The sequence below is a fragment of the Siphonobacter curvatus genome (assembly GCF_002943425.1).
In the GTDB taxonomy this organism is placed as follows: Bacteria; Bacteroidota; Bacteroidia; order Cytophagales; family Spirosomataceae; genus Siphonobacter; species Siphonobacter curvatus.
In genome coordinates this window covers 3301301-3326798 of sequence record NZ_PTRA01000001.1, presented here as the reverse complement: position 1 = coordinate 3326798, position 25498 = coordinate 3301301, and the positions used below count along the sequence as shown (strand labels likewise).

26 protein-coding genes are annotated in these 25498 nt (G+C 48.2%); 8 read left to right on the top strand and 18 right to left on the bottom strand.

Features of this window, described 5'->3' with window-relative positions:
* Positions 1 to 17 precede the first annotated feature (17 nt).
* The 4 genes from C5O19_RS13780 to C5O19_RS13765 form a co-directional block, all read right to left on the bottom strand.
* Positions 18 to 620, bottom strand: coding sequence for a hypothetical protein (locus C5O19_RS13780; protein WP_104713113.1), 603 nt, complete (start codon positions 618 to 620; stop codon positions 18 to 20).
* Between the two features lie 223 nt (positions 621 to 843).
* The gene (locus C5O19_RS13775) at positions 844 to 1368 is read right to left on the bottom strand and encodes an acyl-CoA thioesterase (RefSeq protein ID WP_104713110.1); all 525 of its coding nucleotides are present in this window, start codon (positions 1366 to 1368) and stop codon (positions 844 to 846) included.
* A gap of 46 nt (positions 1369 to 1414) precedes the next feature.
* Positions 1415 to 2629 (bottom strand): NADH-quinone oxidoreductase subunit D, encoded by a 1215-nt coding sequence (locus tag C5O19_RS13770; protein ID WP_104713108.1) that lies wholly within the window; start codon positions 2627 to 2629, stop codon positions 1415 to 1417.
* 72 nt (positions 2630 to 2701) lie between these two features.
* Positions 2702 to 3532 carry a lysophospholipid acyltransferase family protein gene (locus C5O19_RS13765; protein ID WP_104713106.1) on the bottom strand — a complete coding sequence of 277 codons (831 nt, stop codon included), beginning with the start codon at positions 3530 to 3532 and terminating at the stop codon, positions 2702 to 2704.
* 650 nt (positions 3533 to 4182) lie between these two features.
* On the opposite strand from C5O19_RS13765, the gene C5O19_RS13760 reads away from it, so the two are divergent.
* From C5O19_RS13760 to C5O19_RS13750, 3 genes are read left to right on the top strand one after another with little or no spacing between them, the layout of a single operon-like run.
* A complete protein-coding gene (locus tag C5O19_RS13760) occupies positions 4183 to 4860 on the top strand; it encodes a response regulator transcription factor (RefSeq protein WP_104713103.1) in 678 nt (225 codons plus the stop codon).
* A gap of 2 nt (positions 4861 to 4862) precedes the next feature.
* Positions 4863 to 6158 (top strand): sensor histidine kinase, encoded by a 1296-nt coding sequence (locus C5O19_RS13755; RefSeq protein WP_104713101.1) that lies wholly within the window; start codon positions 4863 to 4865, stop codon positions 6156 to 6158.
* Positions 6159 to 6177: 19 nt separating this feature from the next.
* Positions 6178 to 6951 (top strand): HAEPLYID family protein, encoded by a 774-nt coding sequence (locus C5O19_RS13750; protein ID WP_104713099.1) that lies wholly within the window; start codon positions 6178 to 6180, stop codon positions 6949 to 6951.
* 2 nt (positions 6952 to 6953) lie between these two features.
* Here C5O19_RS13750 and C5O19_RS13745 read toward each other — a convergent pair whose 3' ends face one another.
* From C5O19_RS13745 to holB, 6 genes are all read right to left on the bottom strand, one after another.
* A complete protein-coding gene (locus C5O19_RS13745) occupies positions 6954 to 7550 on the bottom strand; it encodes an aminotransferase class IV (protein ID WP_104713097.1) in 597 nt (198 codons plus the stop codon).
* A gap of 99 nt (positions 7551 to 7649) precedes the next feature.
* Positions 7650 to 8651, bottom strand: a complete 1002-nt coding sequence (locus tag C5O19_RS13740) for an aminodeoxychorismate synthase component I (protein WP_104713095.1) — start codon at positions 8649 to 8651, stop codon at positions 7650 to 7652.
* Between the two features lie 60 nt (positions 8652 to 8711).
* A complete protein-coding gene (locus tag C5O19_RS13735; RefSeq protein ID WP_104713092.1) occupies positions 8712 to 9626 on the bottom strand; it encodes an SDR family oxidoreductase in 915 nt (304 codons plus the stop codon).
* A gap of 47 nt (positions 9627 to 9673) precedes the next feature.
* Positions 9674 to 10387 (bottom strand): peptidylprolyl isomerase, encoded by a 714-nt coding sequence (locus tag C5O19_RS13730; protein ID WP_102201089.1) that lies wholly within the window; start codon positions 10385 to 10387, stop codon positions 9674 to 9676.
* A gap of 32 nt (positions 10388 to 10419) precedes the next feature.
* The gene (hemC, locus tag C5O19_RS13725; protein ID WP_104713090.1) at positions 10420 to 11349 is read right to left on the bottom strand and encodes a hydroxymethylbilane synthase; all 930 of its coding nucleotides are present in this window, start codon (positions 11347 to 11349) and stop codon (positions 10420 to 10422) included.
* A gap of 157 nt (positions 11350 to 11506) precedes the next feature.
* Positions 11507 to 12634 (bottom strand): DNA polymerase III subunit delta', encoded by a 1128-nt coding sequence (holB, locus tag C5O19_RS13720; protein WP_104713088.1) that lies wholly within the window; start codon positions 12632 to 12634, stop codon positions 11507 to 11509.
* 428 nt (positions 12635 to 13062) lie between these two features.
* On the opposite strand from holB, the gene C5O19_RS13715 reads away from it, so the two are divergent.
* A complete protein-coding gene (locus C5O19_RS13715) occupies positions 13063 to 13536 on the top strand; it encodes an Lrp/AsnC family transcriptional regulator (protein WP_094808287.1) in 474 nt (157 codons plus the stop codon).
* Between the two features lie 84 nt (positions 13537 to 13620).
* Positions 13621 to 14064, top strand: a complete 444-nt coding sequence (locus C5O19_RS13710) for a VOC family protein (RefSeq protein WP_104713086.1) — start codon at positions 13621 to 13623, stop codon at positions 14062 to 14064.
* 160 nt (positions 14065 to 14224) lie between these two features.
* Here the strand turns inward: C5O19_RS13710 and C5O19_RS13705 are convergent, their stop codons facing one another.
* The 8 genes from C5O19_RS13705 to C5O19_RS13670 all read right to left on the bottom strand — a co-directional run bounded on the left by C5O19_RS13705 (position 14225) and on the right by C5O19_RS13670 (position 21893).
* Positions 14225 to 15229, bottom strand: coding sequence for a 5-methylcytosine restriction system specificity protein McrC (locus C5O19_RS13705; RefSeq protein ID WP_104713084.1), 1005 nt, complete (start codon positions 15227 to 15229; stop codon positions 14225 to 14227).
* Positions 15230 to 15310: 81 nt separating this feature from the next.
* Positions 15311 to 16288 (bottom strand): signal recognition particle-docking protein FtsY, encoded by a 978-nt coding sequence (gene ftsY / locus C5O19_RS13700; RefSeq protein ID WP_094808284.1) that lies wholly within the window; start codon positions 16286 to 16288, stop codon positions 15311 to 15313.
* Between the two features lie 178 nt (positions 16289 to 16466).
* Positions 16467 to 16619, bottom strand: coding sequence for a DUF4295 domain-containing protein (locus C5O19_RS13695; protein ID WP_094808283.1), 153 nt, complete (start codon positions 16617 to 16619; stop codon positions 16467 to 16469).
* Positions 16620 to 16706: 87 nt separating this feature from the next.
* Positions 16707 to 16889: a 50S ribosomal protein L33 gene (rpmG, locus tag C5O19_RS13690; RefSeq protein ID WP_094808282.1), complete on the bottom strand. Its 183-nt coding sequence runs from the start codon at positions 16887 to 16889 to the stop codon at positions 16707 to 16709.
* A 178-nt stretch (positions 16890 to 17067) separates the two neighbouring features.
* Positions 17068 to 17745, bottom strand: coding sequence for a DNA repair protein RecO (gene recO, locus C5O19_RS13685; protein WP_094808281.1), 678 nt, complete (start codon positions 17743 to 17745; stop codon positions 17068 to 17070).
* Between the two features lie 121 nt (positions 17746 to 17866).
* On the bottom strand, positions 17867 to 19063 hold the full coding sequence (locus tag C5O19_RS13680; RefSeq protein WP_104713082.1) for a DUF1501 domain-containing protein: 1197 nt from the start codon (positions 19061 to 19063) through the stop codon (positions 17867 to 17869).
* Positions 19064 to 19092: 29 nt separating this feature from the next.
* Entirely contained in the window at positions 19093 to 20523 is a 1431-nt protein-coding gene (locus tag C5O19_RS13675; RefSeq protein ID WP_104713080.1) for a DUF1800 domain-containing protein, read from the bottom strand.
* A gap of 194 nt (positions 20524 to 20717) precedes the next feature.
* Positions 20718 to 21893, bottom strand: a complete 1176-nt coding sequence (locus C5O19_RS13670) for a hypothetical protein (protein ID WP_104713078.1) — start codon at positions 21891 to 21893, stop codon at positions 20718 to 20720.
* Between the two features lie 394 nt (positions 21894 to 22287).
* Between C5O19_RS13670 and cysS the strand changes: the two genes are divergently transcribed.
* The 3 genes from cysS (at position 22288) to C5O19_RS13650 (ending at position 25429) form a co-directional block, all read left to right on the top strand.
* Positions 22288 to 23778 (top strand): cysteine--tRNA ligase, encoded by a 1491-nt coding sequence (gene cysS, locus C5O19_RS13660; protein ID WP_104713073.1) that lies wholly within the window; start codon positions 22288 to 22290, stop codon positions 23776 to 23778.
* A 99-nt stretch (positions 23779 to 23877) separates the two neighbouring features.
* Positions 23878 to 24882, top strand: a complete 1005-nt coding sequence (locus C5O19_RS13655; protein WP_243406380.1) for a M28 family peptidase — start codon at positions 23878 to 23880, stop codon at positions 24880 to 24882.
* 133 nt (positions 24883 to 25015) lie between these two features.
* Positions 25016 to 25429 (top strand): hypothetical protein, encoded by a 414-nt coding sequence (locus tag C5O19_RS13650; protein WP_094808275.1) that lies wholly within the window; start codon positions 25016 to 25018, stop codon positions 25427 to 25429.
* Positions 25430 to 25498: the final 69 nt, after the last annotated feature.

Genomic DNA, 25498 nt, shown 5'->3' with positions numbered 1-25498 from the left:
ATTCGAACGGTTTTGGGCTAGAAATGGTACCCTGCGGTTAGTCCCAGCATGGAGCTGATAGCGGTATCCAGATTGGCAAACGTAAAGCGGGCTCCCAAACTTACGTTGACTTCGGGAATGCGATATTCATAGTCGGCGGCTAATTGATAACCCAGCGAATGACCTTTGACGTGATTGACCTCAGCCAGGTAATTGAGGATGTGCGTATTGTTCAGTATTCGATACTGAGCATGTCCCAGAAGTTCTTCATCGCGGTACCAGAAGGCGGGACCTCCACCCAGCCGGAAGGCATGATTCGGGTGTTTGAGTACATCAAAAAAGATACTCGCCTCCAGCATCACTCGCTCCCGTCGCTTTCCTTCCAGCACAAGATCAAGTGCCCGTAAGGTATGAGGAGTCGATAGATAGCCCATACCGCCTTCCAGCGTCCAACGTTGGGTGAAGTGTCGATTGTAACGCAGCATTACGCGACGAGCCGTACCGTCCGGAGCATCTAAACTCAGGTGATCCACACCCAGACGAATACTGTTTTTAGGAAAGGAGCTTACGACAGGCGTTTGAGCTTGAATGGAAAAACAAATACCCCATAAGAATAGGCTAGTTAGTACGATTAATTTCATGCAGTTAAAGGTATTATTAAGTACTTATATTTTGTTAGGTTAGTATAATTCAATGAAGAAAAACAAAGCTATTAAAAAGCATAAAAAAGGTTTGTTAAAAACCATTAAAAAAGCAACGTGTACAAAAGAAGGACCTTTTAAATTCCTTTTGTACGCGTTGCTTAATAGAAAATTATGAAAGTAAATTCGAACAGTAAATTGTATTGATCTACTATTTAATGACTTAGTATCTTCCTTCCGCTAGTGCTGTTTTAATCTGTTTAATACGTTCGTTAAACGTAATGTTTAAATAATCTACTCCTTCCACAGCTACGGTTTGTAAAAATTGATGAATTTCTTCTTGGTGTGGAATAACTTTTCCCGTAACGACCGAAATGTATTTGGCCGTTGACCACATGACGTTTTTTAATTCCGTTTTATTTTCATTCGTCATGACGTATTCCGTCACCATCGTACTTTCATCGAAATAAATGATGCTGGTAATAATGGTTACCCATTCACTAACACGGGCTGGCCGAATATAGCCAATCTGGTGATTATACACGACCCAGCTTGCATTGTGTTTCTTGAAGGTATAATCCATCGTAAAACCGTACATGGAGAAGACATGGTCTTCGCGAGCGTTGAAGTAATAATCCAGGTATTTGGCATTATTCAAGTGCTGCAAGGGATCGCAATCTTGAAAACGAATCAATGAATGCGATTCTGTTTTTTTCTGATACGGCCGTTCGGGGTCTAATCGAAACATAAGATTTTTATAAGTATAGATTTCGCAGAAGAAGTGTTTAATGCGTTTACCGATCCACTTCGCCCATAACTAGATCCAGTGAACCAATTACAGCAACCAGATCGGCCAGTAAAGCTCCGCGACTGATTTCGGAAATGACGGAAAGGTTATGAAACGAAGGTCCCCGCGATTTCATTCGAACGGGTACGTCGGATTTACCGTCGGTACGGATGTAAAAACCCAGTTCGCCTTTCGAGCCTTCACCCCGTACGTAGCAGTCCATGGCTTTCGGACGGATTTTCTTCGGTACAAAGGCCTGCGGATCAAAGTCTGAGGTACGTTTGTGTGTACCAGTTAACTGATCCAGGCATTGTTCCACAATTTTGAGCGATTCCCAGCATTCCATCACTCGTACGTTATTACGATCCCAGCAGTCACCCACCGTACCCATTTTGCCTTCCCCAATGGGAATGTCAAAATCAAGTTCAGGGTAAACGGAATAGGCATCCACTTTTCGCAAATCCCAGCGTAGTCCCGAGCCGCGTAACACCGGACCCGTACAGCCGTAATCGATCGCCGTGGCCAGGGGGAGTACGCCGACATTCGCCGTACGACGCACGAAGATTTCATTCTCAATGACCAGTTGCTGTAGTTCTACCAGCTTGGGTCTGAGGTACTTGACCAGATCGCGGCAACGCTCCTCAAAGCCCACGGGCAAATCGTAGAACAAACCACCAATCCAGATGTAATTGTAAAGCATACGGGCTCCACAAATCCATTCCAGCATCCGCTGAATGTGTTCCCGGTCCCGCATGAGCCACAGGAACGGGGTATAGGCACCAATATCCAAGGCATACGAACCAATGGCGACAAAGTGCGAAGCCAGTCGGTTCAGCTCGGCCACCAGTACCCGGATGTATTCCACACGTTTTGGAATTTCCTTGTCGATACCCAGCATCTTTTCCACGCCCATTACGTAGACGTGTTCCGAGTTCATGGCCGCCAGGTAGTCCATCCGATCGACGAAAGGAATCGTCTGGTTGAAGGGCAGATTTTCGGCGTGTTTTTCAAAACAGCGGTGCAGGTAACCCAAATGCGGGACTACATCCACAATCAACTCGCCGTCGCTGATAATCTCCAGCCGGAGTACCCCGTGCGTCGAAGGGTGCTGCGGCCCCATGTTAAGGATCATCTCTTCCGACTTCAGATCTTCCAGTTTATACTTGTTTGGATCCGAGCGGAAATGGTTTTCAGGTTTGTATTCGTATTGAATAGCGGGCATAGTGCGAAGTGAAGAAACGTGGTGTCAAAAGTAGGCGTCAAAGACCGGATCGGATGAAAAAAAAGTAGAAAACTAGGTGCCGGAAGATTCCGTTTTTTCCGCCTGTTTTTTCACGTACCATTGTTTGCCCTCCGGATAGTCCTGTTCCAGAAAGGCTTCCACGTGCGTAATGATTTCCTCCACGGAAAGGGAGGGATCAAACCGCATGGGTTCTTTGAAGGTCACCGAAAGGGTAGTGCCCCGTTTTTTCAGCAAGAGCCCTTTTTTATCAAAAGCCCGACGAAACCCATTAATGACGACGGGTACGACTATCGGCTGATGTTCCTTGATCAAATGTCCGGTCCCTTTTCGTACGGGGGCGTACGGGCTGGTAGTACCCTGCGGGAAACTCACCACCCAGCCATCCGAAAGGCCTTTACCAATTTTATCACCGGCGGATTTGTCTACTTCCCGTTTCACATCGTGTCCTTTGGCCCGCCAGGAGCGGTTGATGGTAATCCCGCCGGCCTGAGCAAAAATGCGGGGGACCAGACCGCTGTCTTTCATGGTCTCGGAGGCGGCTACGTAATACATCCGGGCCCGGGGAGCCAGCAGGTAAATGGGCAGTCCAATCCAGTTTCGGAAGCCCCATTTGACACTGCAGAAGATGTGATAGAAGCAGATCACATCGGCAAAGTAGGTCTGGTGGTTGGACAGAAACAGTACGCCGCTTTCCGGGAGTTTTTCCAGGTGTTCGGTGCCCTTGATGACCGTTTTGTTGGTCCACATGTACCGGGCCCAGGTCAGCGAGCCCAGCGTGCCGATGAGGACGCGTTTGGTAAACACGAGATTTCCGAAAGGATCACGCTCAAAAAAGCCGAAGACATCGACCATTTCCAGAAACTTCCGTAGAATGGATTTCATGGGTTGAGGTTAATTGATATTATTTTTTGGTACTTTATTGATGTATGTTCTTTGTAAAAATGTTTTTACTGGGAATGTGCTATTTACTAAAAGTATGTTTTTCGTCCCGCAAGTACGGCTGACCATTTAGTCCGTATCGCGAACGCTGCTGATTTCCTCCTGCTCCAGGCCATCCCATTGCTGAAGAAATAGGCAGCTTATCGCGATAGGACGGGGCCTGGATGTAAGTCGTCCATGAAGGTTTCCGATTGAACTTTAACAATCACCAACGTCTAACAATTAATCAATTATTGATCAATTGTCACAAGAAGAAAACCTCTCCCGCCTGTGGACCGCGGAACGACCTACGACAGCTGCAATGCGGTGGCTCGAAGCAGGCTGTCGTTAGTCGTGGAGTGGACCACAGGCTACTAGCCAGCCTTACCTGCGGGACCAAACTCCGTCTAGGTGAATAACGAATCTTCAACGCTCTATAAAGCTTCATTGAAAAGACGAAGTTCGCTTTATGCTTACTCAAACATAAACCAATGGAATCAGAATAAGTCTATGCCAAAGACCCTGAAATCTCCAGCGAAGCCTTACCTGGTGCGGAGCAAATTTCAGATTCTTTCCAGAATTAAACGCGTACTTTGGTACTTTTCCGAAGCCCCATGAAAATTCTATTGATTGAAGACGAACCCGGCCTCTATGAGACCATTTCCCGCTTCTTGGGCGGAGAAGGGCACGTATGCGAGCTGGCTGTTACCTACGACGAAGCCGAAGAGAAGCTGGCTTTGTACGCGTACGACTGTGTATTGATCGACATTATGTTGCCCGGTGGGAGTGGATTGGATTTACTGCGACAACTCAAGGAAAGCCATAAATCCACCGGAGCCATTGTGATTTCGGCCAAAGATTCGCTGGAGGATAAACTGACCGGACTGGACCTCGGAGCTGACGACTACCTGCCCAAACCCTTCCATTTATCGGAACTGAACGCCCGGCTAAAGTCGGTACTGCGAAGGTTGAAGTTTGAAGGCTCGGATACCATGCAGGTGGGTTCGCTGACGATTGATACGGAAGCCCGAACGGTTTTTTTTAACGGGGAAGAAGTACTGCTCAATCGCAAGGAATTTGACTTACTGATGGTTTTTGTAACCAATCAAAACCGCGTAATCAAGAAATCGGCCCTGGCCGAGCACGTCTGGGGTGATAACTCCGATCAGTCGGATTCCTACGATTTCATTTATTCCCAGATTAAAAATCTCCGCAAACGGTTTACTCAGGTTGGCTACGAACTGACCATTCAAACGGTATACGGCATCGGCTACAAGTTTTCTCCCCACTAAGTATGAGACTTCTCAATCGCAGTACGCTGATTAGTACCCTGCTGCTGCTGTTGGCTCTGGTCATCAGCGGGCTGTACATCTATGATCAGGTAAGTGAGGAAGTACACGACGAAATTGATGAGGAACTGCTGAACCGGAAACTCGAAATTCTTGCCGGATTGCAGTCGCAGACTGTCGTGGAAAACCCACCCCTGTACGCGGGATTTACTATCGAGCCCATTTCCAAAACGGAGTACAAACACCTCAACGAACATTTTGAGGACATTGAATTATACGAGCTGATCGAAAAAGAGCAGGAGCCGCACCGCCAGCTCGTGACCAAATTCAAACACCGCGATCAGTACTACCGCCTTCGCATCGAAGCGTCCCTGCTCGATCTGGAAGATATGGGCGAAGTCATTGCTTACAGTACGGCTTGGGTATGTGCCGCCCTGGTTTTACTGGGCTTTCTCGTGAATTTTCTCCTGCAAAAACGCTTGTGGCGACCTTTCTATCAGACCCTTGATCAGTTGAAACACTTCCGGGTCGATCAGCCGGATGCCCTGCACTTACCGACGAGTTCAATTCTTGAATTTCAGGAACTGACCCAGGTCGTAAGTACGCTGGCCGAAGTCAATCGACGGTCGTACCAGCAGCAGAAGCAGTTTGTGGAAAATGCCTCGCACGAAATCCAGACGCCGCTTGCCATCGCTTTGCACCAGGCCGAAGAACTGATCCAAAACCCGGATTTACAAGAAAAAGACGCCCGGGCTCTGGGACTGCTGACCGAGCAACTCGAACGTTTATCAGCCCTGAATAAAGCTCTATTGCTGATGACCAAAATCAGTAATCAGCAGTACGCCGATGTTGAAAATGTCGCCTTGGCTCCCATCGTGCGGCGACTGGTAGGGGAATACGAATACCTCAGCGAGGAAAAGGAATTACAGCTTGATCTGCAACTGGATGAAACAATGCAGCTACGGGCAAATGTGCATCTGATTGAAATTCTGCTTCGGAACCTGGTCCGAAATGCGATGCTACACGCGACGCAAAACGGTTCGGTACAAATTCATGTAAGCGATCAAAAGCTGAGTATTGCCAATACGGCCCGACCCATTACGGGTAAAACCGAAGCTCTGTTCGAACGCTTCGTCAAGGAAAGTCCCCAGCGACAATCTTTGGGGCTGGGTTTGGCAATTGTCAAGTCCATTTGTGAGGCGTACCACTACACACCCGTGATCGAAACTACTGAACATCAGTTCCAGATTACGATTGAGTTTATTCCAGATTCCTTCCAGAAAGACTCCGGAGCTTTGTGACGTAATCGTTCACAAAGCCATGAAATATCTACTGCTTATTCTTCTTTGCTGGAAAGCCTGCACTGCCGTCGCTCAGGATACGACGCAGGTACCGACGCCCGTGAAGCCCGTCAAAATCTCTCACGCCGAACCTCTGTATCTGGACTTGGTACGCGACCTCGGAGCCCGTAAAGGCGAGCGGGAGTGGAACGTAGGAACCAGTTTTCAGCGAAAGGCGGGCGTTTCGCAGTGGCACCCGTTCATTGAATACGAATTTGCACCCATCAACCGACTGGGGCTGGAAGTGGAAATCCCCTTTCAGGTACAAAAACCGCAATTTGAAGACGGACGGCGTTCCACCGTTTCCGTACAAAGCCTGAAAACCTCCGTACAATGGACCTACGCTGTGATCGAACGCTGGCAAACTTCATTGGCCGTAGGCTATACCAACGAGCTGGAACTGCAACGGGGCATTTCCGCCGAATGCGGATTTCCCTTCGCCGTAGCCGCGAAACGCTGGGGCTCGCACGTACATACGCTTTTGTACACGGCCTGGGGCGGCGAGAAGCAGGCAGGACAGTCGCTGCGATCTACGGGGTATCAGGTAAACCTGGCCGTGCATTATGTCGTGGGTAAGGCATTTGTCGGGGCGGAATGGTACAATGACCCCGCCGAGCATATCCTGCGGCCGCAGGTACGGTTTGCTTTAAAGAAGAATCTATTGGTTGGACTGGTGAGCAGTATCTCCCTGACGCACAAAGCTCCGGTCAGTTCGTTCATTCGGATCATCTACGAACCCAAACGGAGAAAGTAAGCTTAGCGAATCGCCGAAACCGGCAGGCTGGGGGCTAGTTCCCAGGGAATCATGGCATTGAACCAGCGAATTTCCTTGAAGTACCGCAAATCATCAACGGATAAACGTTCGGGAATCAACTGACCACTGGCTAGCAATGCCGCCCGCCGCGTACCTTCCAGCAGGGGTTGATGGGGTGTATACCATTCCTGACCATCGGAAAGGGCAATATTCGCGTAGCTGGTATCGGTAAGCAGACCGTTTCGCACGATCAGAATTTCATCCGCCGCCGCCGCTTTCGCTAAGGACTCCAAAGCCGTACGATCGGCGAATTTGTAAGCATATGTTAAATCTGAGGCTTCCATTAACTGGAAAGACTGAACCGCACGAATCGTATATGGAATAAATTCTACCTGTTCAATTGCTTCCGCTCCGTACAAAACCCGACAGCGGTAGATATTCTTCGCATCCAGGGTATCGGGTACGGAAATTAGCTCTTCCAGATCCCAGCGATCCGTCGCTCCAAACAAATCTTTCCGGCTTTTGTAGATGCGTTGCTGATGGTAAAACAGGTTTTCTAGTTCACCATCGGCTACACGGATGGTTTCGAGTAATTGCATAGGTTTCGAGTTTGAGGGTTTGAAAGTTTAAGGGTTGAAGGTTGAAAAGGGAAAGAAATAGAAGCAGAGATTATTCCGCTGCGTCTGAAACACATCCCTTTATGAAAAAGGGAGATAGACCTTATCGATCAGTTCCTGGTACTCTTTTTCGGCTTCGCTCAGAAAAGTAATACCGCCGCCGGAACGGAAGAACGTACCGTCATTAGTCTGTTCCAGAAAACGAATCAGTACGCCAGAATCTAGTTTTTTCCCGTCAAAAAGGCCTACGATCCCGGTGTAGTACCCGCGGGGTTCCTGTTCGGCCTGCTGGATAATTTCCACGGTTTTGGGTTTGGGAGCTCCTGTGATCGAACCAGCGGGTAGTAATTTCAAAAGCAGCGAACCAAGCTGGCTCTGCCAGTCTTCGGGTAAACGGCCTTTGATTTCAGAACTTACCTGCAACAGCGTTTTCTCGTGCGTGGGCACTTCCTCCACGTATCGAAACCGTTCGACCCAGCGTTCGGTGGTAATCTGAGCCAGATCGTTGCGAATCAAATCGACGATGGTGGCGTGTTCAAAGCGTTCCTTCGCGTCGGCCAGTAGCTGTTCACGGGCATTGGGGAGGGAAGCGTCCAGCGTACCCTTCATGGGGTGACTGGAAATCAACTCATCCTGAATACGCACGAAGATTTCGGGAGAAAAACAGAGTACTTCTTTCTGAAACGGAGGCCCGGCTTTTTCTAAGAGTGATTTCGAAAGCCAGAGCTTGTATCGAGCCTTACTTTGCTGAAAAATGTCCTGAAAACCCAGTGAAGTATGAACGCGGGTACGGGCGGTCAGGTTGGTTAAAAAGGAATTTCCATTTTTCAACTCCTGATGAACGTACCTGAATTTTTCTTCGAATGCCGCGAAAGGCAGGGGCTCTTTTGTAAACGAAAAACCAGTTGAAACAGTAGGTTCGGCAGAAACGTTAGTCCGACCGTTTAGATCGTACCAGACGTCTGCCTCCGGTACGTCGTCCAGCGGCCAGATCAGCGGGTACTGATTTTCAAAGTCAAGAATGAAGAGGCAGGGACGCCGTTCGCGTCCGTACGTATTGAGTTGCTCTTCCAGGGATTTCATGGCATACAAAAAAAGAACGCGGACGAATGGTTCCGTCCGCGTTCCAAACTCTAAAAGGCCTTATACGCGTTCAGCCACCTGTTCCGCCAAAATGGCGATTCCTTCCGTAAAGCTATGCGGTTCGTAACCTAGTACGTTGCGAGCTTTGTCGAGAATGAAACCCGTCCGCGGCGGACGCTTGGCGGGTTGCGTAAAGGTGCTCGAATCGGCTTCAGTAATGAGTGATTTATCGAGATTGAAATACTCCGCGGTGGCTATGGCCATCTCGTAGGGCGTCATCACTTCCTTACCGGAAATGTTGAAAATGCCCAGGGCTTCCTGTTTGGCAATCAGCCAGCAACCCATCGCCAGGTCTTCGGCCAGCGTCGGTGAACGGAACTGATCCGTAACCACCTTGATGGTTTTGCCTTCTTCGAGTGATTTTTTCACCCAGAGGATAATATTGCTCCGGCTCATGTCCGCCGCGATGCCGTACACCAGCACCGTACGGGCAATCGCCCAGCGAATGTTGGAACGTTTTACGACTTCTTCGGCGGCGTACTTGCTCCAGCCATAGAAGCTTAGCGGACTGGGTTGAGCCTCTTCAGGATAAGGCCCGTTGACACCATCAAAAATGAAGTCCGTGGAAACGTGGCAGAGGAACGTATCGTATTTCTGACAGGCTTCGACGAGGTATTCTACCGCCAGTACATTCATTTTCCAGCACAGCTCTTTTTCGAATTCGCACTGGTCCACGTTGGTCATCGCTGCGGCATGAATGACGGCATCGGGGCGTACCGTTTCCATGACGATGGCTACCTGAGCTGGATCGGTAATGTCCATTTCGTGGTACTCGTAGCCATCCGTAAAGGGCAGACGATTGGCTCCACGAGCCGTAGCAATCAGTTGAATGTCGGGATTTTGATGTAAGAGAGTAATGAGTTTCTGACCAAGCAGACCGTTCGTGCCGGTAATCAATATTTTTTTAGGCGTCATGACGAAGAAAGAATAGATAGGAGTGGCGGTGTACAAAAGTAGAAGACTTACTTGGGAAAAGTGTAACCGTATAGTCGAGTTATTTTTTTCTTACGCATTTTTTTACTAGTCACCTTTAGCATCGCCACATTCGTATCGGGGCGATTAGCTTCGTTTCGGGGTTGAGCAGCAATACTATCTACGGCCGCCATACCCTCGATGACCTGCCCGAAAACGGTGTAATTTCCATCCAGCCAGGGAGTACCACCTTTAGTTTTGTACACCTGTTTCTGAGCGTCGGTCAGAACTCGTCCGGCCCGGCGGGCCTGGGTTTCGAGCGAAGTATCGTCGTAGGTTTTTCCCTGAACAATGTAAAACTGACAACCCGACGACGCTTTCTGCGGGTTATTGTCGCGGGCGGCGGCAACGGCTCCGCGTTGATGAAAAAGCTCGGGTACAAACTCCGCTGGAATGGTATAGCCGACATCGCCGTCGCCTAGCATTTCATCCGCCGTTGCCTGTTTCGATTTTGGGTCGCCGCCCTGAATCATAAAGGCTGGAATGACCCGATGAAAGAGTACACCGTCGTAGAAGTGCTCTTTTGTAAGCTTGAGAAAATTAGCCTTGTGCTTGGGCGTCTGATCGTGAAGAATCAGCCGGATGGGGCCGTACTTCGTGTCAATCGTAATCAGGTTCTCGCGTTTTTGAGCGAAGGAACAAAAGGAACAAAGCAGTAACACGCCGATCCATTTGCTCTTCAAAACAGCGTTCGATAAGGTCATAACGTATGCTTCCAAAAGTTCGTTGTGATGGATTATTGAGCCAGGCCCGCCCGGATTTCTCGCAGAATATTGCCACCGCCCTGAGCCACCAGCTGATCGGCCAGGCGTTGAGCCATCAGGTTTGCCTGAGCTGTATCGGCAATTTCCGTACGGCGTAATTCCTGCGTACCATCGAGGGAAACCAGACCCGCCGTCAGACTAACCCGGCCATTGAAATGAGAAGCCAGACCAAAAACCGGAATGCTACAACCACCCTGTAAGGTTGCCAGGAAGATCCGTTCGGCCCGAATGCAGCTTTCCGTTACCGGGTCGTTCAGCAATTCCCGAATCCGGGCTTTTTTAGTGGCGTCCAGACCCACGGCACATTCGATGGCTACGCTACCCTGACCCACTGCCGGCGTGAAGACGTCCGTCGGCAAATGTTCGGCAATGTACTCCTCGTAGCCCATGCGGTGGACGCCGGCGTAAGCCAGCAGCAAGGCATCGCAGGCACCATTTTTCAGTTTTTCGAGACGGGTTTGCAGATTCCCCCGCATATCTACCACTTTGATGTGCGGATAATACCGCTTCAATGTAGCTACCCGACGCGTACTAGAGGTTCCCACCACAAAAGGCTCTCCTGACTCCAGCGAAAGTTCGGTATTGAAGCTGACCAGTACATCGTTGACGGCTTCGCGGGGGGTAAAAGCCAGAATTTCCAGATCATCCGGCAGGGACGATTGCAAGTCTTTCGCGGAGTGCTGGGCAATATCAATGGCACCGGTTCGGAGTTGTTCTTCCAGTTCTTCGGTGAAGACCCCTTTTGATCCAATTTTGGAAAGGGACCGATCCAGTATTTTATCGCCTTTGGTATCAATAATTACAATTTCAGGGTCCATGCCACCCTGTCGTAACTGTTCAGCTACGTATTCGGCTTGCCATAAGGCCAGTTTTGATCCGCGTGATCCTATGCTAACTTTCATTGTAAATCTTGTATAAGAATATAGGTTTGAATGGGTATGATAAAGTTTAAAGTTTGAGACAGGTTTAATGTTTCAGTCGCCTTGTTCGTGCCCGCAAACTTTAAACCTCATGAAACGTTCAAACGCACTTAAACCTTATCAAACCTCTTTCCCTGACTTACTTCCGCATCAACCGGGCGAGCGTCAGGGACAAATCCATAAAAATCATTTTAGCCCGAACGTTCCGTTCCAGGTGAAAAAATGCCGCATTTAATTCCTCCGTAATCAGGGGGATACGTTCCGGAGGAATGACTTTCGAGAAATTCTGAACAAAGGTCAGTTCTTCCCCGTCGAGCCGGACCAGCTCCTGAGCCCCGTTCTGCCAGAGCATCAAATCCCGAAACAGGTTCAGGCTGTACTCCATCAGGCTTTTCTGCTGCTCTTTCGGTTGCGTATCAAACTCGTCAGCCAGCTTGATCAGATCGCCAAAAGCCGGTACGCCTCGGTAACAATGCCGCATCCACTGAGCAAACCAGGGCTGATCGTCATTGCCCTCGCCCTGAGCGAGTTGCAAGGCGTATCCCAGATTGCCTTCGGCCAGATAGGCCAGATGGCGGGCTCGTTTTTCTTCCGTTCCCGCTTTGTCCTGTAAATACCGGCTTACTTCTTCTTCCGTAAAAGCGGGAACCCCGACGCGTTGCGTCCGTGAAATAATGGTCGTCAGTAATCGGTTGGCATCCGTACAGACCAGCAGGAAAATCGTTTTAGCGGGTGGTTCTTCCAGAATTTTCAGCAGGGCATTGGCCGAGTATACATTCAGCAATTCAGGCTGCCAGAGCATCAGAATCTTGTATTCGCCTTCGTAGGCTTTCAGCGAAATTTTCCGAATGACGTTACGGGCTTCCTCCGCCGAAATGTTTCCCTGTCGATTGCCTTCCACGCCAATGAACGTAAGCCAGTCGGAGAGCGTACCGAAGGGCTGAGCCGCCACAAATTCCCGCCACAGGGGCATGTACGCATCGGATTCGTTATCCTTGATCTTTTTGGTAATGGCAACCGGAAAGATGTGATGCACGTCGGGGTGAGCCAGTTTCTGCATTTTTACGCAGGAAGCACAACGGCCACAGGCATCCGTAGCCTGCCGATCTTCACAATTCAGGTACGTGGCATAGGCCAGAGCCAGTGCCAGGTTTCCACTGCCACTCGGGCCGTGAAACAACTGGGCATGAGCCACATGCTGACTCGTAACCGACTGAATCAGCGTTTCTTTTAAAGCTTCTAAACCGGGAACTTCTCGAAATAACAAGGACGATCAACAGTAAGTGAGTACCGCAAAGATACACCCGAGCCCCGTCAAAGTCGATAGGGGATAACGACATCGGTACGGGGCTTTTTCAAAATTAGCTGTTTCGCTAGCAAACGATTCTTCTTCGAAAGAGAGAAGTAAAACCTGTTTTTAAAAAAATAATACTATATATAGTACATTAAGGCTAAAGAATTACCGACATTTGCACCCCATTTAAGGAAAATGGTCCTAAAAGTGTGAAAATGAAAGAACTACTGAAAATAATCTTTGTTTAGCAGATTAAGGTTTTATTAAGATATTACACTAATATTTAGACATTAAAAAAAATTATATTTTACAATCGTGCTTAATTGCCGTATATTTGTGAAATTTGTGAGCGAAAGTTAAGCTATCCACCAAATAATATTTTCGCCCTCTGCGTATAGCATATGAACACACTTCAGAAACTCGATCACATCGACCGCAAAGTTCTTGAAATACTTCAGTCGAATGCCAAGATTACGAACGCTCAACTTTCTAAAGAAATTGGCTTGTCACCCGCACCAACCTTGGAACGGGTTAAAAAATTAGAAACTTCCGGTATCATTCAGAGCTACCACGCTCAACTGGATCGGGAGAAAGTAGGCTTAGGCGTAACGACCTTCGTACAGATCACGCTGGTAGGTCACAAAAAACAGGTAACGGATTCTTTTGTAGAGAAAATCAATGAAATTCCTGAAGTGGTAGAATGTCACCACATTACAGGTTCCGGTGATTTTCTGCTGAAAGTAATTTCAAAAGACATTGCTTCCTACCAACGTCTGATGCTGGAAAAAATCAATGAAATTGAAGAGGTAGCCAGCACCCAAACGATGGTCATCCTGTCTACGTTCAAGGAAAGCAAAGTGCTGCCCATCCCTTGATCTAAAAAGAATTACAAAGTCGTTACCCTGGAGTGTAAGCATTCGGGGTAACGACTTTTTTTGTACCTCTAACTTCTACTTTATATGCGTACCCTACTAATTCTATTTAGTCTTACAGTCATGAGTCTGGCCGCTTCAGCTCAGGAAAAACTGGGCGTTATCAAACACAATCACCTGGCTTTGCAGGTGAAGGACTTACCGGTTTCCACGAAATTTTATTCGGAAATTCTGGGCCTGGAACGTATTGAAGTGCCCGATAATCTGAAAGCCATCCGTTCGTGGTTTAAAATCGGTCCCGATCAACAAATTCACCTGATGGCCGGACGCACGACTCCGGTATACAACGACAGAAACGGGAGTCACTTTGCTGTTTTTGTAGAATCGATCGATAAAGCAGAGGCTTTTTTAAAGAGCAAAAATCTGCCCTACCATTCGCAGGTGCGTTTCGATGGCGTGAAGCAGATTTACGTACCCGATCCCGATGGCTATCAGATTGAACTAAACGAGTGGAAAGAGCCAACGAAATAAAGCCAGTAATCAACCAAAAATGCCAGCCTAGAGGCTGGCATTTTTGGTTGATTACTGCTGGAGTAAAGCAGATTTTAGATGTTTGCCCAGCCCTCTAAGCAGATTTTTAGTCGTACCTTGATGCGGATTAGATTGATTCTGGTGCCCTATAAAAAATCAATCAATGCACGAAGGCCACTAATTCCTGTCGAATGCCTCTCCAATGTTGATTCAGATTGAGCGTATGTACCCGAATCTGGTGCGACTGATCCGTAAACGTTGCCGATACGGATTCTGTAACGGTAGGATACAGTAAGATACCCGTAGCAGAAGTGGGCTGGTTTTTCAAATACGCAAACAACTGGTACAAATGCGGGGAATGAATTTTGCGGGTCTCAAAACGCCGCTGAAAGGTGTCCGCGTAGTATTTCGTATCGATGATGATTTTTCGATCGTCTCGTTCCAGCGTTAAGTCCGTTTGCATGAGCGGTAATAGCGTCTGATCCGTTTCATTGGCTTTCAGTTGCCAGTGAATGGTTTCCCGGCGTACCCGCCACTGTGGGAGTTCGTAGCGATAAAAGTTTCGAACGAAGGCTTCGAACAAGCCCGCCATCTGTTTTTCATCCCGCCAGAAATCCTGAAACTGATACTGACCCGTTGCTTCGTCCACCAGCAAGTTTTTATGAATCAGCTCGCATACGTTTAGTAGAAAACGGTACGGTAATTGCGTACGGGGTAAAGCTGTTTGGCGAAAGACCCGGTCGGTTAGTCTGATCTCATCGATGCCTTGCATACGCGTGTAGAGATGCCGTACGGAAGACTGGAACGGGGAGGTTTTAAGTTTCAGTAAGCGACGAAAGGTACTTTTCAGAATTTGATGGACTGCGTGGTTGGGCGTATACTGATCAATCTCACATACGGCCCGTCCGTACCTGAATTCATTTTTCTGAAGGCTTTCCGTAAACAACAACTTTCCGCGTATAGTTGGCAACGTAACTTGCTCAGGTTCATAGGTATGAACCATGCCTTGCTTAAAAAGTCGCGAGCTTCCTTTCACGAGTACCTGTGTCAGTAGTTCAAGCAAGGATGTCTGATCGGTAGCCGATACTGCCACTAAATCCCGCTCTTCCAGTTTATCCCAGGCGTAGCAAAGCAGATAGTACAGGTTTTGAATGGGAATTTTCACGGCTTAAACCATCAGGTGAACGCAAAGTACATAAAAAAAGCTACCACAAAGGGTAGCTTTTTACGGTAATCAAAGGGAGTTTTATTTTTTGAACAGGCTTTCTACAAAAGTCTGTTTGCTAAACACCTGCAAATCTTCAATCCGCTCACCAACGCCGATGTACTTCACCGGAATCTTGAACTGATCGGAAATACCAATTACAACGCCACCCTTGGCCGTACCATCGAGTTTCGTAATGGCCAGGGCCGTTACTTCCGTGGCTTTGGTAAATTCCTGAGCCTGAATGAACGCATTCTGACCCGTTGAGCCATCGAGTACGAGCAATACTTCATGAGGAGCTTCTGCCGAAAACTTCTGCATCACCCGCTTGATTTTCGCCAGCTCATTCATCAGGTTTACTTTGGTATGCAGACGACCCGCGGTATCGACAATCACTACGTCGGCTCCGGTTTCCGTACCTTGCTTCACCGCGTCGTACGCTACGGAAGCGGGGTCCGTATTCATTCCGTGATCGATCACGGGTACACCCACGCGTTCCCCCCAAAGTTTAAGTTGATCTACGGCGGCGGCCCGGAAGGTATCACCCGCACCGAGTACTACTTTCTTACCGGCTTTATGGTACTGAGCGGCCAGTTTTCCGATCGTAGTGGTTTTGCCCACGCCGTTCACACCGACTACCATGATGACATAGGGTTTGACGCCTAGTGGCGTTTCGAAATCACCCGATACGTCAGCGGATTTATTTTCAGACAAGAGAACCGCGATTTCTTCCCGCAGGATGCTATCAAGCTCACTTGTACTCATAAACTTATCCCGGGCTACGCGATCTTCAATGCGACGAATGATCTTTACCGTAGTCTCAACGCCTACATCCGAAGAAATGAGAATTTCTTCCAGTTCATCGAGTACTTCTTCGTCCACTTTCGATTTACCGACAATGGCCCGGCTCAGTTTGGAAAAGAATCCATCTTTGGTTTTTTCCAATCCTTTGTCGAGCGATTCGGCCTGCTCCTGTTGGATTTGTTCCTTTTTCTTACTGAAAAAATCGAATAAGCCCATTTTTGAGATTACGTTATCGGGGTAGCTAGTTATCGGTTTTATGAACGTACTGGGGCACAAAGCAACAGGAATATAACGAGAGCCTGGAGTCCCAGCTGATAACGACGTTCAAATCTACAACAAAAAATCCCCCGAAGAATGTTCGGAGGATCAGAACAAGACTTTTAAAGTCAAGCAACTAGTTTTTCAGAGCTGCCTGAGCTTCGTCCTGAAGAACGATTTCTTCTTTGAAGGTATAGGCACCCGTCGTAGGGTTTTTCACCGCTTTGATGACTTTAGCGTATTTAACGCCACCTTCTTTTTTCAGGGTTGCTACTACTTTCTTTGCCATTTCAGTAAAATGTTATACAGTGGATCACTAACCAGTTGTCAGTTATCGCCGGTTAGGAGCCACCTAACGAATAACTGGGGCCTGAAATTACTTGATTTCCTTGTGAAGCGTATGCTTCTTCAGGAAAGGGTTGTACTTTTTGAGTTCGATACGAGCCGTAGTGTTCTTCCGGTTTTTTACCGTTACGTACCGTGACATGCCCGGAACGCCTGAAGTTTTTTGCTCGGTGCACTCGAGGATTACCTGAATGCGGTTGCCTTTCTTAGCCATGAGCTATTGCGTTAAATAATCAGTGCTTTTCAAAATTGGAACGCAAAAGTAGCGATATTTTATGACGCTCACAAACCTCGTTCCTAAAATTGTTTAGATTTTGATCAAAGTAAAGCAATAATTTTTCCAACGCTTGATCCGTAAGTTTCCGCTTTTGCTCCTGTTTGACGTATGATGCTTACGAAAATATGGTTCGTAGTACCTCTAACGAACGCACTTCGCCCATGCCATCCACGTGCAGCTCGTAGAATTTTAACAAAATTTCCAGCAAATAATTCCGTATGGATCGGCTTACTTTAGTGTCGGGATCGGTTCGAAGGTCATCGAGACGGCTGAGGGCTTCTTCATCGTATACCCGATAGCCGGCGTCGGTTAGCTCCTGACTTAATTGCTGGGCGGATTGGGGTTCAAAACCCAGGTAAAAACTAAACCGAAGCAGGAACCAGACGTGGAAGTTTTCATACCCGGTGGTTGCCTGATCGAGCCAAAGGAGACTTTCCCGTAAAAAGCCAAACAAGGATGGATTACTACTTTCTTCCTTCAGAGTCTTGCCCAGAATCTCGGTAATAAATAACGCAATGGTCGACTTGGTCACATCGAACGGAATACTCTGGTACGGATGATTGACCTTGAGTTCCGAAATGCGTTGAATGCCCGCACTTTCTTTAAAGTACACGACTAGATCGAGCAGGGTAAGGGGTTGGAAAAGGGCAATTTTGTTTTTGCCTTTACTACTCCGAACGCCATTTTCGATGTACGTCTGCAGACCAAACTCTTCCGTATAAATTTTAACGATGATGGACGTTTCGCGGTAACGCAGGTAATTGAGTACTAAACCCCGGGTTTTCTGAAGCATTGAATCGAATGAGTTACTAGCATCCTGAATATACGCTTTTTCTTTGAGAAAACCTGAAGCAAACAATAAGGTTTAGCGGTTAGACGAGGGTATTTTAGTCCATATAACGTATCATTCGCTGCTAGGCGAGCTTCAGGCCCGGGAATGGTTTGCCCAGTACGGATACGGAATTAATTCCCAGCCAATGGTCGAGTAGGGTAGCGTAAAGATCACGAAAATCGACTTTATATTTCAAATCACCCTGATCGAGATCGCTTAAATCGGGAACGGCCTGATACTGTCGATCTAGGGCCAAATTACCCCCCGCCAAAAAGACACAATTGGCCGTGCCGTGGTCGGTACCATTGGAGGCGTTCTGTTTGACCCGACGACCAAATTCACTGAACGTCAGTACCAACACCTTGTCCAGTTTATGCTGGGCTTTCAGATCTTGCATAAAAACATCGAGTGCTTCGGCGTATTGTCTGAGCAACTGTTCCTGTTTGGGCTGCTGGTTCACGTGCGTATCGAAACTGCCGTGGGAAACGTAGTAGACGTTGGAATCAACGCCGGATCGAATAAAGTCCGCCACGGTTTTTAGGCGGCGGCCTAGTTCGTGCGTTGGATAAGAAGCCGTTGTGCTGGTGACATCGGTTTTCGCGTGGATGTACGCCGATGAAGACAACGTTTCCGCCAAAGTTTTATAGAGGTAATCGACGTTCGCGTATGCTTCGTGATTAGCTCGGGCCAGCTCCTGATAAAAGGGGTTTTTCGTTTGCTGATACAGGCGTTTAGGGTCCGATACGGCTAGTCCTTTGACGCGTTCACCCTTCATGGACAAACTGAGCTGATCGTCAATTTCCAGGGCCTGATACGGTTGGCAGGTTCCCGAACACTGAGCATCCAGGTAACGTCCGATCCAGCCCGTTTGCCGGTATTCGCTGGCATCGCTGGCCGTATGCCAGATGTCCATCGAACGAAAATGCGAACGATCCGGGTTGGGGTATCCTACGTTGTTTAGAAAGCGGAAGTATCCCTGATCGTACCAGGAGCGAAGTTTCTCAAGGGCCGGGTGCAGGGCCAGTTCATCCGTAAGTTTCAGGACTTTGGTTTCGGGGATGGCCAGTTTGGGACGTTCGCGGTAATAGATGTCATTTCGGAACGGGATGAGGGTATTCAAACCATCGTTACCGCCCGAGAACTGTACAATGACCAGCACCTTATCGTTCGTGCGAAACGTGTTGATCTGATCGCGTTCGTACGCTTTCACAAAATCCGGAATCAGCCAAGTTCCGACCGCAGCCAAAGCCGAGCGGCGAATAAATTCGTTTCGATTCATACGCGTAGGCATTTTTGAGGAGGTGTTCGTTAACAAAGCTGATACTCGGGCAAAGTCAGAATTCCTAAAGTGAAGTCCTGCAAGTCGTTATTTTTACGATGCTTCAGTAACAAATCTCGCTGCGAGGGCAGGAGCGGGCGGGCCAGTAAATACGTACTCAACGCATCCAGCAAAGCTTCCGTTGACAACCCGGCGAAGGGTTGGGCAAAGGCTTCCCAGTCGAACTGCGTTTGGAGAAAAGGCTTATTGGATCGTTTCGCTAAGTAATCCGTGTTGACGTCGCCATCGGCTTTGGCTTTAAAATTCAGCTGAGCCGCCTGAAGAATGATTTCGGGCAGCTTCATCCGTAAAAGTAAACTGGAGGAATCAATCCAGGTAGCACCGCCCGGCCAGCCCGCCACGTTGGGCGGATAAAACAGGACCTGATCCAAAGCTTTCTGAACGTAGAGGACTGCCTGTTTTTGACCAAAATTCAAGCCCAGTTGTCGCTGAAAGCCTACCAGTAGTTCGACCGGAGATTTGATGTTCACGCCGATGTTTTCAGGACGATAAAACCAGTCGGACGTGAGGATCTCATGCATTAGCCAACTGATGTCGTAGTCCTTTTTACGGAAACCAGCGGCCAGCGGCTGAATGATTTGCGGATCGGGCCGGTCGTTGACAAAATACCGATAGATTTTAGTGACCAGAAAAGGAGCAGTTTCGGGACGTTCCAGGATGAGTGAGAGGGTGTCCGACCCATCGAAGGGGCCGGTTTTTCCGAAAATGGTTTTTGTACCGATATCGTGCTGATTTTTCCGGATTTCGAAGGTTCCTTCGCGATTGAAGCCCCAGCCCGTAAATGTACGGGCGGCTTCCTTAATGTCCTGTTCGCTGTAATGACCCCGGCCCAGCGTAAATAATTCCATGACTTCACGGGCAAAATTCTCATTCGGACTTTGCTTCCGGTTCTGCTGGTTATTCAGAAACTGAAGCATGGCAGGGTCCTGAGCTACGGCCTGGAGCAGATCGCCGAACTTGCCTAGGGCATGTTGACGAATGGTATTATTCTGTCGTTGTACGAACGTTGGATTCAGACTTCGGCAGGCGAAGTGCCCATGCCAGAACAAAGTCATTTTTTCGCGTAAGACGCTGGTTCCAGATGCCATTTGCGTAATCCAGGCGTAATTCAGATCCCCGATTAGTTCCCGGTTTTCCTGATCAATTTGCCGGATATACTGCTTCTTCTGTTCCTCTGAAAGGGGGCCTTTCTGCAGGACCATTTCCAGTAATACTTTCCGGGAATAGCCTACTCGTTGTGGATCGACTACGTGCAGGGGACGCGGAGTCTGGGCGTCATCAAAAAGATCCTGTACCGCACGCCGAACGGAATGACGACTGGCTTGCTGTAACATAGCGGGACTCGCTCCAAAGCCCGCCCGCTGATACAAATGCTTCAACTGAATAAGCGTGTTTTTCATCGGATGAAAAGACGGATGGAGTAAAGAGTTCACGCATACACCGTAGAAAGATCAGTAATGGGATGGGGTTGAGGGGGGACGGGTTTAATGAGAAAAGAGATTTTAATTTCGGATAGACTACTTAGTACGAACGCTTTAATAAAAAAAAGATTACCCTCCGAAGGAAGGTAATCTTTACAAGCGTAGGCAAAGCCTTATACCCGTGGACAGCGTTTGAACTCTTTGGTACGGTCGAACAGATAGCGATACGTGATAAAGGTTTTTTCAATCTTGGTCCCCAATTGAGAAACGAAGCGGTTCATCCGCGGATTAAAATCACCTACCCAGTTCATGTCGATGGTATGGTACTGATAGTCTGGATTGTCACGCCCAGCCTGACGGAAACGCAGAGCAATGGCCGACTCGACGCCCTTGCCTTGATAGTCTGGAATCACACCAAAAATCAATCCGCAGGTACGGGTGACTACCTTTTTCCATTTAAGTAAGTACAGTAACTTGAGTTTCTGTACCAGACCAAACTTTCCATTGAGGTGCTTCACGATCTGGTTCAGGTCCGGAATGACGATAAAGAAAGCAATGGCCTCGCCGCCCGCGTAGGCAAACCAGATCAGTTGTTCATCCAGAATAGGTTTCATGGATTTCACCAGTGAAGCAGCCTGCTCGCTGCTCATCGGTTTGACACCTGGAAACTTGGCCCAGGCTTTATTATAAATACTGCGGAAATCCTCCGTATACTGATCGAGTTTGGCTTTTTCGATGTGTTGAAAGGTGTATTCCGGATTAGCATAGATCCGCTGGGCTTTTTCTTCCACCGCCGGAGCAACCACCACTTCCCGAATCGGCGAGGTATAGACAAACTGCTTGAAGTAGTCCTGAAAGCCGTATGTTTCGAAAAAGCGAATGTAGTACTCTTTCGTCCAGGGCATTTTGTACGTCGGTTCGTGATCCCAGCCCTGTACCATCAGTCCCCACCAAGACTCGCGTTCGCCGAAGTTAACGGGGCCGTCCATCGCTTCCATACCTTTACTTTCCAGCCATTCCTTACACGCCTGGAAAAGAACAAAGGCGGCTTTTTCGTCTTCAATGCACTCAAAAAAGCCCATTCCGCCCGTGGGCTGTTCTTCCAGGTGAGCTTTGTCGTGATCAACGAAAGCGGCTACCCGGCCAATGGTTTGTCCGGCGTCGTTCTGTAAAATCCAGCGAATGCATTCCCCATGTTTGAACATTTTGTTTTTCTGCGGATCAAAAACGGACTCAATGTCCTGATCCAGCGGACGAATCCAATTCGCGTCGTTCTGATACAGACGTACGGGAAACATCAAAAATTCACGTTGGGCTTTCGGATTGGTACCGACTTCGAACAATAACATGGCGTATCTGGAAAAGAATCTTTAGTCAAAGATAAGGGAGTTTTCAGTTTACCATTTTCGGTTTTCAGTTTTCCCTGGGGCTGTACTAAGCTTGAAGCAACGCTCTCTTTTAGATTCAAAACCCAAACACCCGCTCTTTCGGATTTGCAATCCGAAAGCTACCTGTAACGGATTTTTAATCCGACGAATCGAAACCCATCACTGAAAACTCTAAACGGAAAACGGAAAACTCGAAACTCTTTTCCTTACTTTTGCGGCGAAACCCTGTATCACGTGGCAACTGTTTCTTTTTCTTCCCGCGTATTTCGATGTTGGAACGGTCAGTAATCTTCGACTGTTTCACTTTTTTGCGTACTGAGCTTTCGGTACCAATCTCATTCAATTCCCTTAGTTCATGCAATCCCTGAAGATTTATAATACCCTGACTCGGGAAAAAGAAGTTTTTCAACCCCTGCATCCGACCCACGTGGGCCTGTATGTCTGCGGTCCTACCGTTTACAATTACGTGCACCTAGGCAACGTTCGGACGTTCCTCACCTTTGATGTACTCGTACGGTATCTACGGCACATTGGTTATCAGGTTCGGTACGTTCGTAATCTGACGGACGTTGGGCACCTGACCGGCGACAGCGACGAGGGAGAAGATAAAATTGGCCGCATGGCCCGCCTCGAAAAGCTGGAGCCCATGGAGATTGTACACCGCTATACGGACGATTTCCATCAGGTGTTGTCGAAATTTAACTTCTTGCCACCGAGTATTGAACCAACGGCTACGGGCCATATTGTCGAGCAGATTGAAGCGGTGAAAGCTTTGATTGAGAAAGGCTTAGCCTACGAATCCAATGGATCGGTGTACTTTGATATTGAAAAGTACAACCAAAATGGGCAGGATTACGGAAAACTTTCTGGTCGTATTCTGGAAGATCTGCTCAGCGAAACCCGCGATCTGGATGGCGTCGGCGAAAAACGCAATCCGCTGGATTTTGCTCTTTGGAAAAAAGCCGCTCCCGATCACCTGATGCGTTGGCCAAGCCCCTGGGGACTGGGCTTCCCAGGCTGGCACCTGGAATGTACCTGCATGAGTACGAAATACTTGGGTACGCAGTTTGACATTCACGGGGGTGGGATGGACCTGAAATTCCCGCACCACGAATGTGAGATTGCTCAGGGTACGGGCCTGAATGGCGTTTCGCCGGTGAAGTACTGGATGCACTCGAACATGCTGACGGTAAATGGCCAGAAAATGTCCAAATCGCTGGGCAATTCCTTCCTGCCCAATGAGTTGTTTGCCGGTAGTCACCATTTGCTCGAACAGCCGTATTCGCCCATGACGACCCGGTTCTTCATGCTCCAAAGCCAGTACCGTTCCACGCTCGACTTTTCCAACGAAGCCCTCAAAGCGGCTCAAAAGGGATACAAGCGTTTGTTAAATGGACTACGTCTGCTCCGCGAAATGGAATACGTGGCCGATGAAAGCGTGAGCATCGATCCGAAGCAGGTAGAGGAAATCGAGAAAGCCATTGCGGGAGCCTACGAGGGCATGAACGACGACCTGAACACGGCTGTTACCATCGCGAACCTGTTTACTCTGTTGAAGAAAATCAATCAGTTGTACATGGGGCAGAGTCAATTTGCCCAGCTGGGAGCGGAGGTTTTTGAAAAACTCAAGACCACCTATCTCACGTTTTTCCTGGAGATTCTGGGCCTGAAAGAAGAACGTAATGAAGCGTTTGAGCCCCTGGTCAATGGCTTGCTGGACCTGTACCGCGATTTCAAAACGCAGAAACAATACGACAAAGTCGATCAGATTCGTTCCGTATTTAAACAAAATGGCCTGGTCATTAAAGATCTGAAACAACGGATCGACTGGGCGTATGAAGAATAGATTTAGTGGTCAGTTGATGGTTTTTAGTTTTTAGTAAAAAGAGCAAGACAAAGGCTAAACGAACTGAAAACCATCAACTGAAAACTGCACAAACTACCTATGAAACGTACCCTCACCCTGATTGGGCTGCTGTTGATGGGCGGCCTATTGCTTGAATCCTGTAAAGAAAAATCGAAAAGTGCGGAGAGTACGGCCACGGAGGAGACGAAGCTGGCTCCAGCTCCGGTGTTCAACGCGGATTCGGCCTATGCTTTTGTCCAGAAGCAGGTTGATTTTGGTCCCCGGATTCCCAATTCAAAAGCCCATCGGGCCTGCGGAGACTGGATGGTGGCCAAACTGAAAAGTTATGGATTTGCGGTGACCGAGCAGACCTTTACCGAGACGGCTTTTGACGGTACCAAGCTCAATGCCCGTAACATCATTGGCAGTATCAATCCCGACGCCGCCAAACGCATTCTGTTGACGGCTCACTGGGATACGCGTCCCTTTGCGGATAAGGATACCGTCGCTCAGTACAAAAACAAACCTTTCGACGGAGCGAATGACGGCGGTAGCGGCGTTGGCGTACTGTTGGAGATTGCCCGCAATCTGAAGGCCCAGCCGTTGCCGAATGTCGGTATCGATATTATTTTCTTTGATATTGAAGATTGGGGCGAGAAGGAAGGAATGACACCCGCTCAGGGACGATCCAACTGGGCGTTAGGTTCTCAATATTGGGCGAAAAATCCGCATAAACCGGGTTATTCTGCCTATTACGGGATTTTATTGGATCTAGTAGGAGCGAAAGGAGCTCAGTTCCCGCAGGAGAGTTACTCCCTGCAATATGCTCCAAGCGTTGTACAAAATATCTGGAATACGGCGAGCCGACTGGGCTATAATCAGTACTTTCTGCCGGTACCCGGTGGCGGTCTGACGGACGATCACGTAGCTGTAAACGAAGTGGCAAATATCCCGATGGTGGACATTGTGGAAATGAAAGTGAACAACCCGAAGACCTTCGGCGATTATCACCATACCCATAAGGACAACATGGAAGTGATTGACAAAAACGTCATGAAAGCCGTAGGCCAAACCGTAACTCAGGTATTGTATCAGGAAAATTAAGACTCTGTTAAGCGTTTAGCGGTTTTGGGTTTAGCGTCAGTCTGCATTGGAGACCAAGGACACGAGGGTATGGATGTGCTATTTCAATAACTCTAAACTCTAAACGCCAAACCTTCAAACTTTACTTATTCGAATGCGTTTTCGTACCCACTATTTGCTCTATCTGGTTTTAGCAGTAACGGATGCCTGGTTGCTTTCGCATCCCAATCTCATTGGTCGGGTGGGCATTTGGCTGTATCGCTACTCCTACATCAAAAATTTCCCGCGGGCTTTAGTTTTCGTATTGCTGGCGGTAGTCTTTTCGATCTTGATGAGTGAATTGATCAAAAAGTTTTTTCCGGTACGTACGGCAGTGCTGCTGCTAGCTTTGTTGCTGGTAATTGCTTCGATGGCCTTCATGAATGTATTCATTCAATTTTCGTCGGGTACGTATCAGTTTACGGGCAAAGCCTTCATCTGGGGGGCTCACCTGCTGCCTTTTATTCTAATTCTCATTTTTATTCAGAGTTTGTACGAGGTGTTCCGAACGGGAAAACTTGATCAATAGCATAACATGCAGACACAAAGAAAGGGCTCGGGAAAATCTCCTGAGCCCTTTCTTTTTTATATAAAGCTG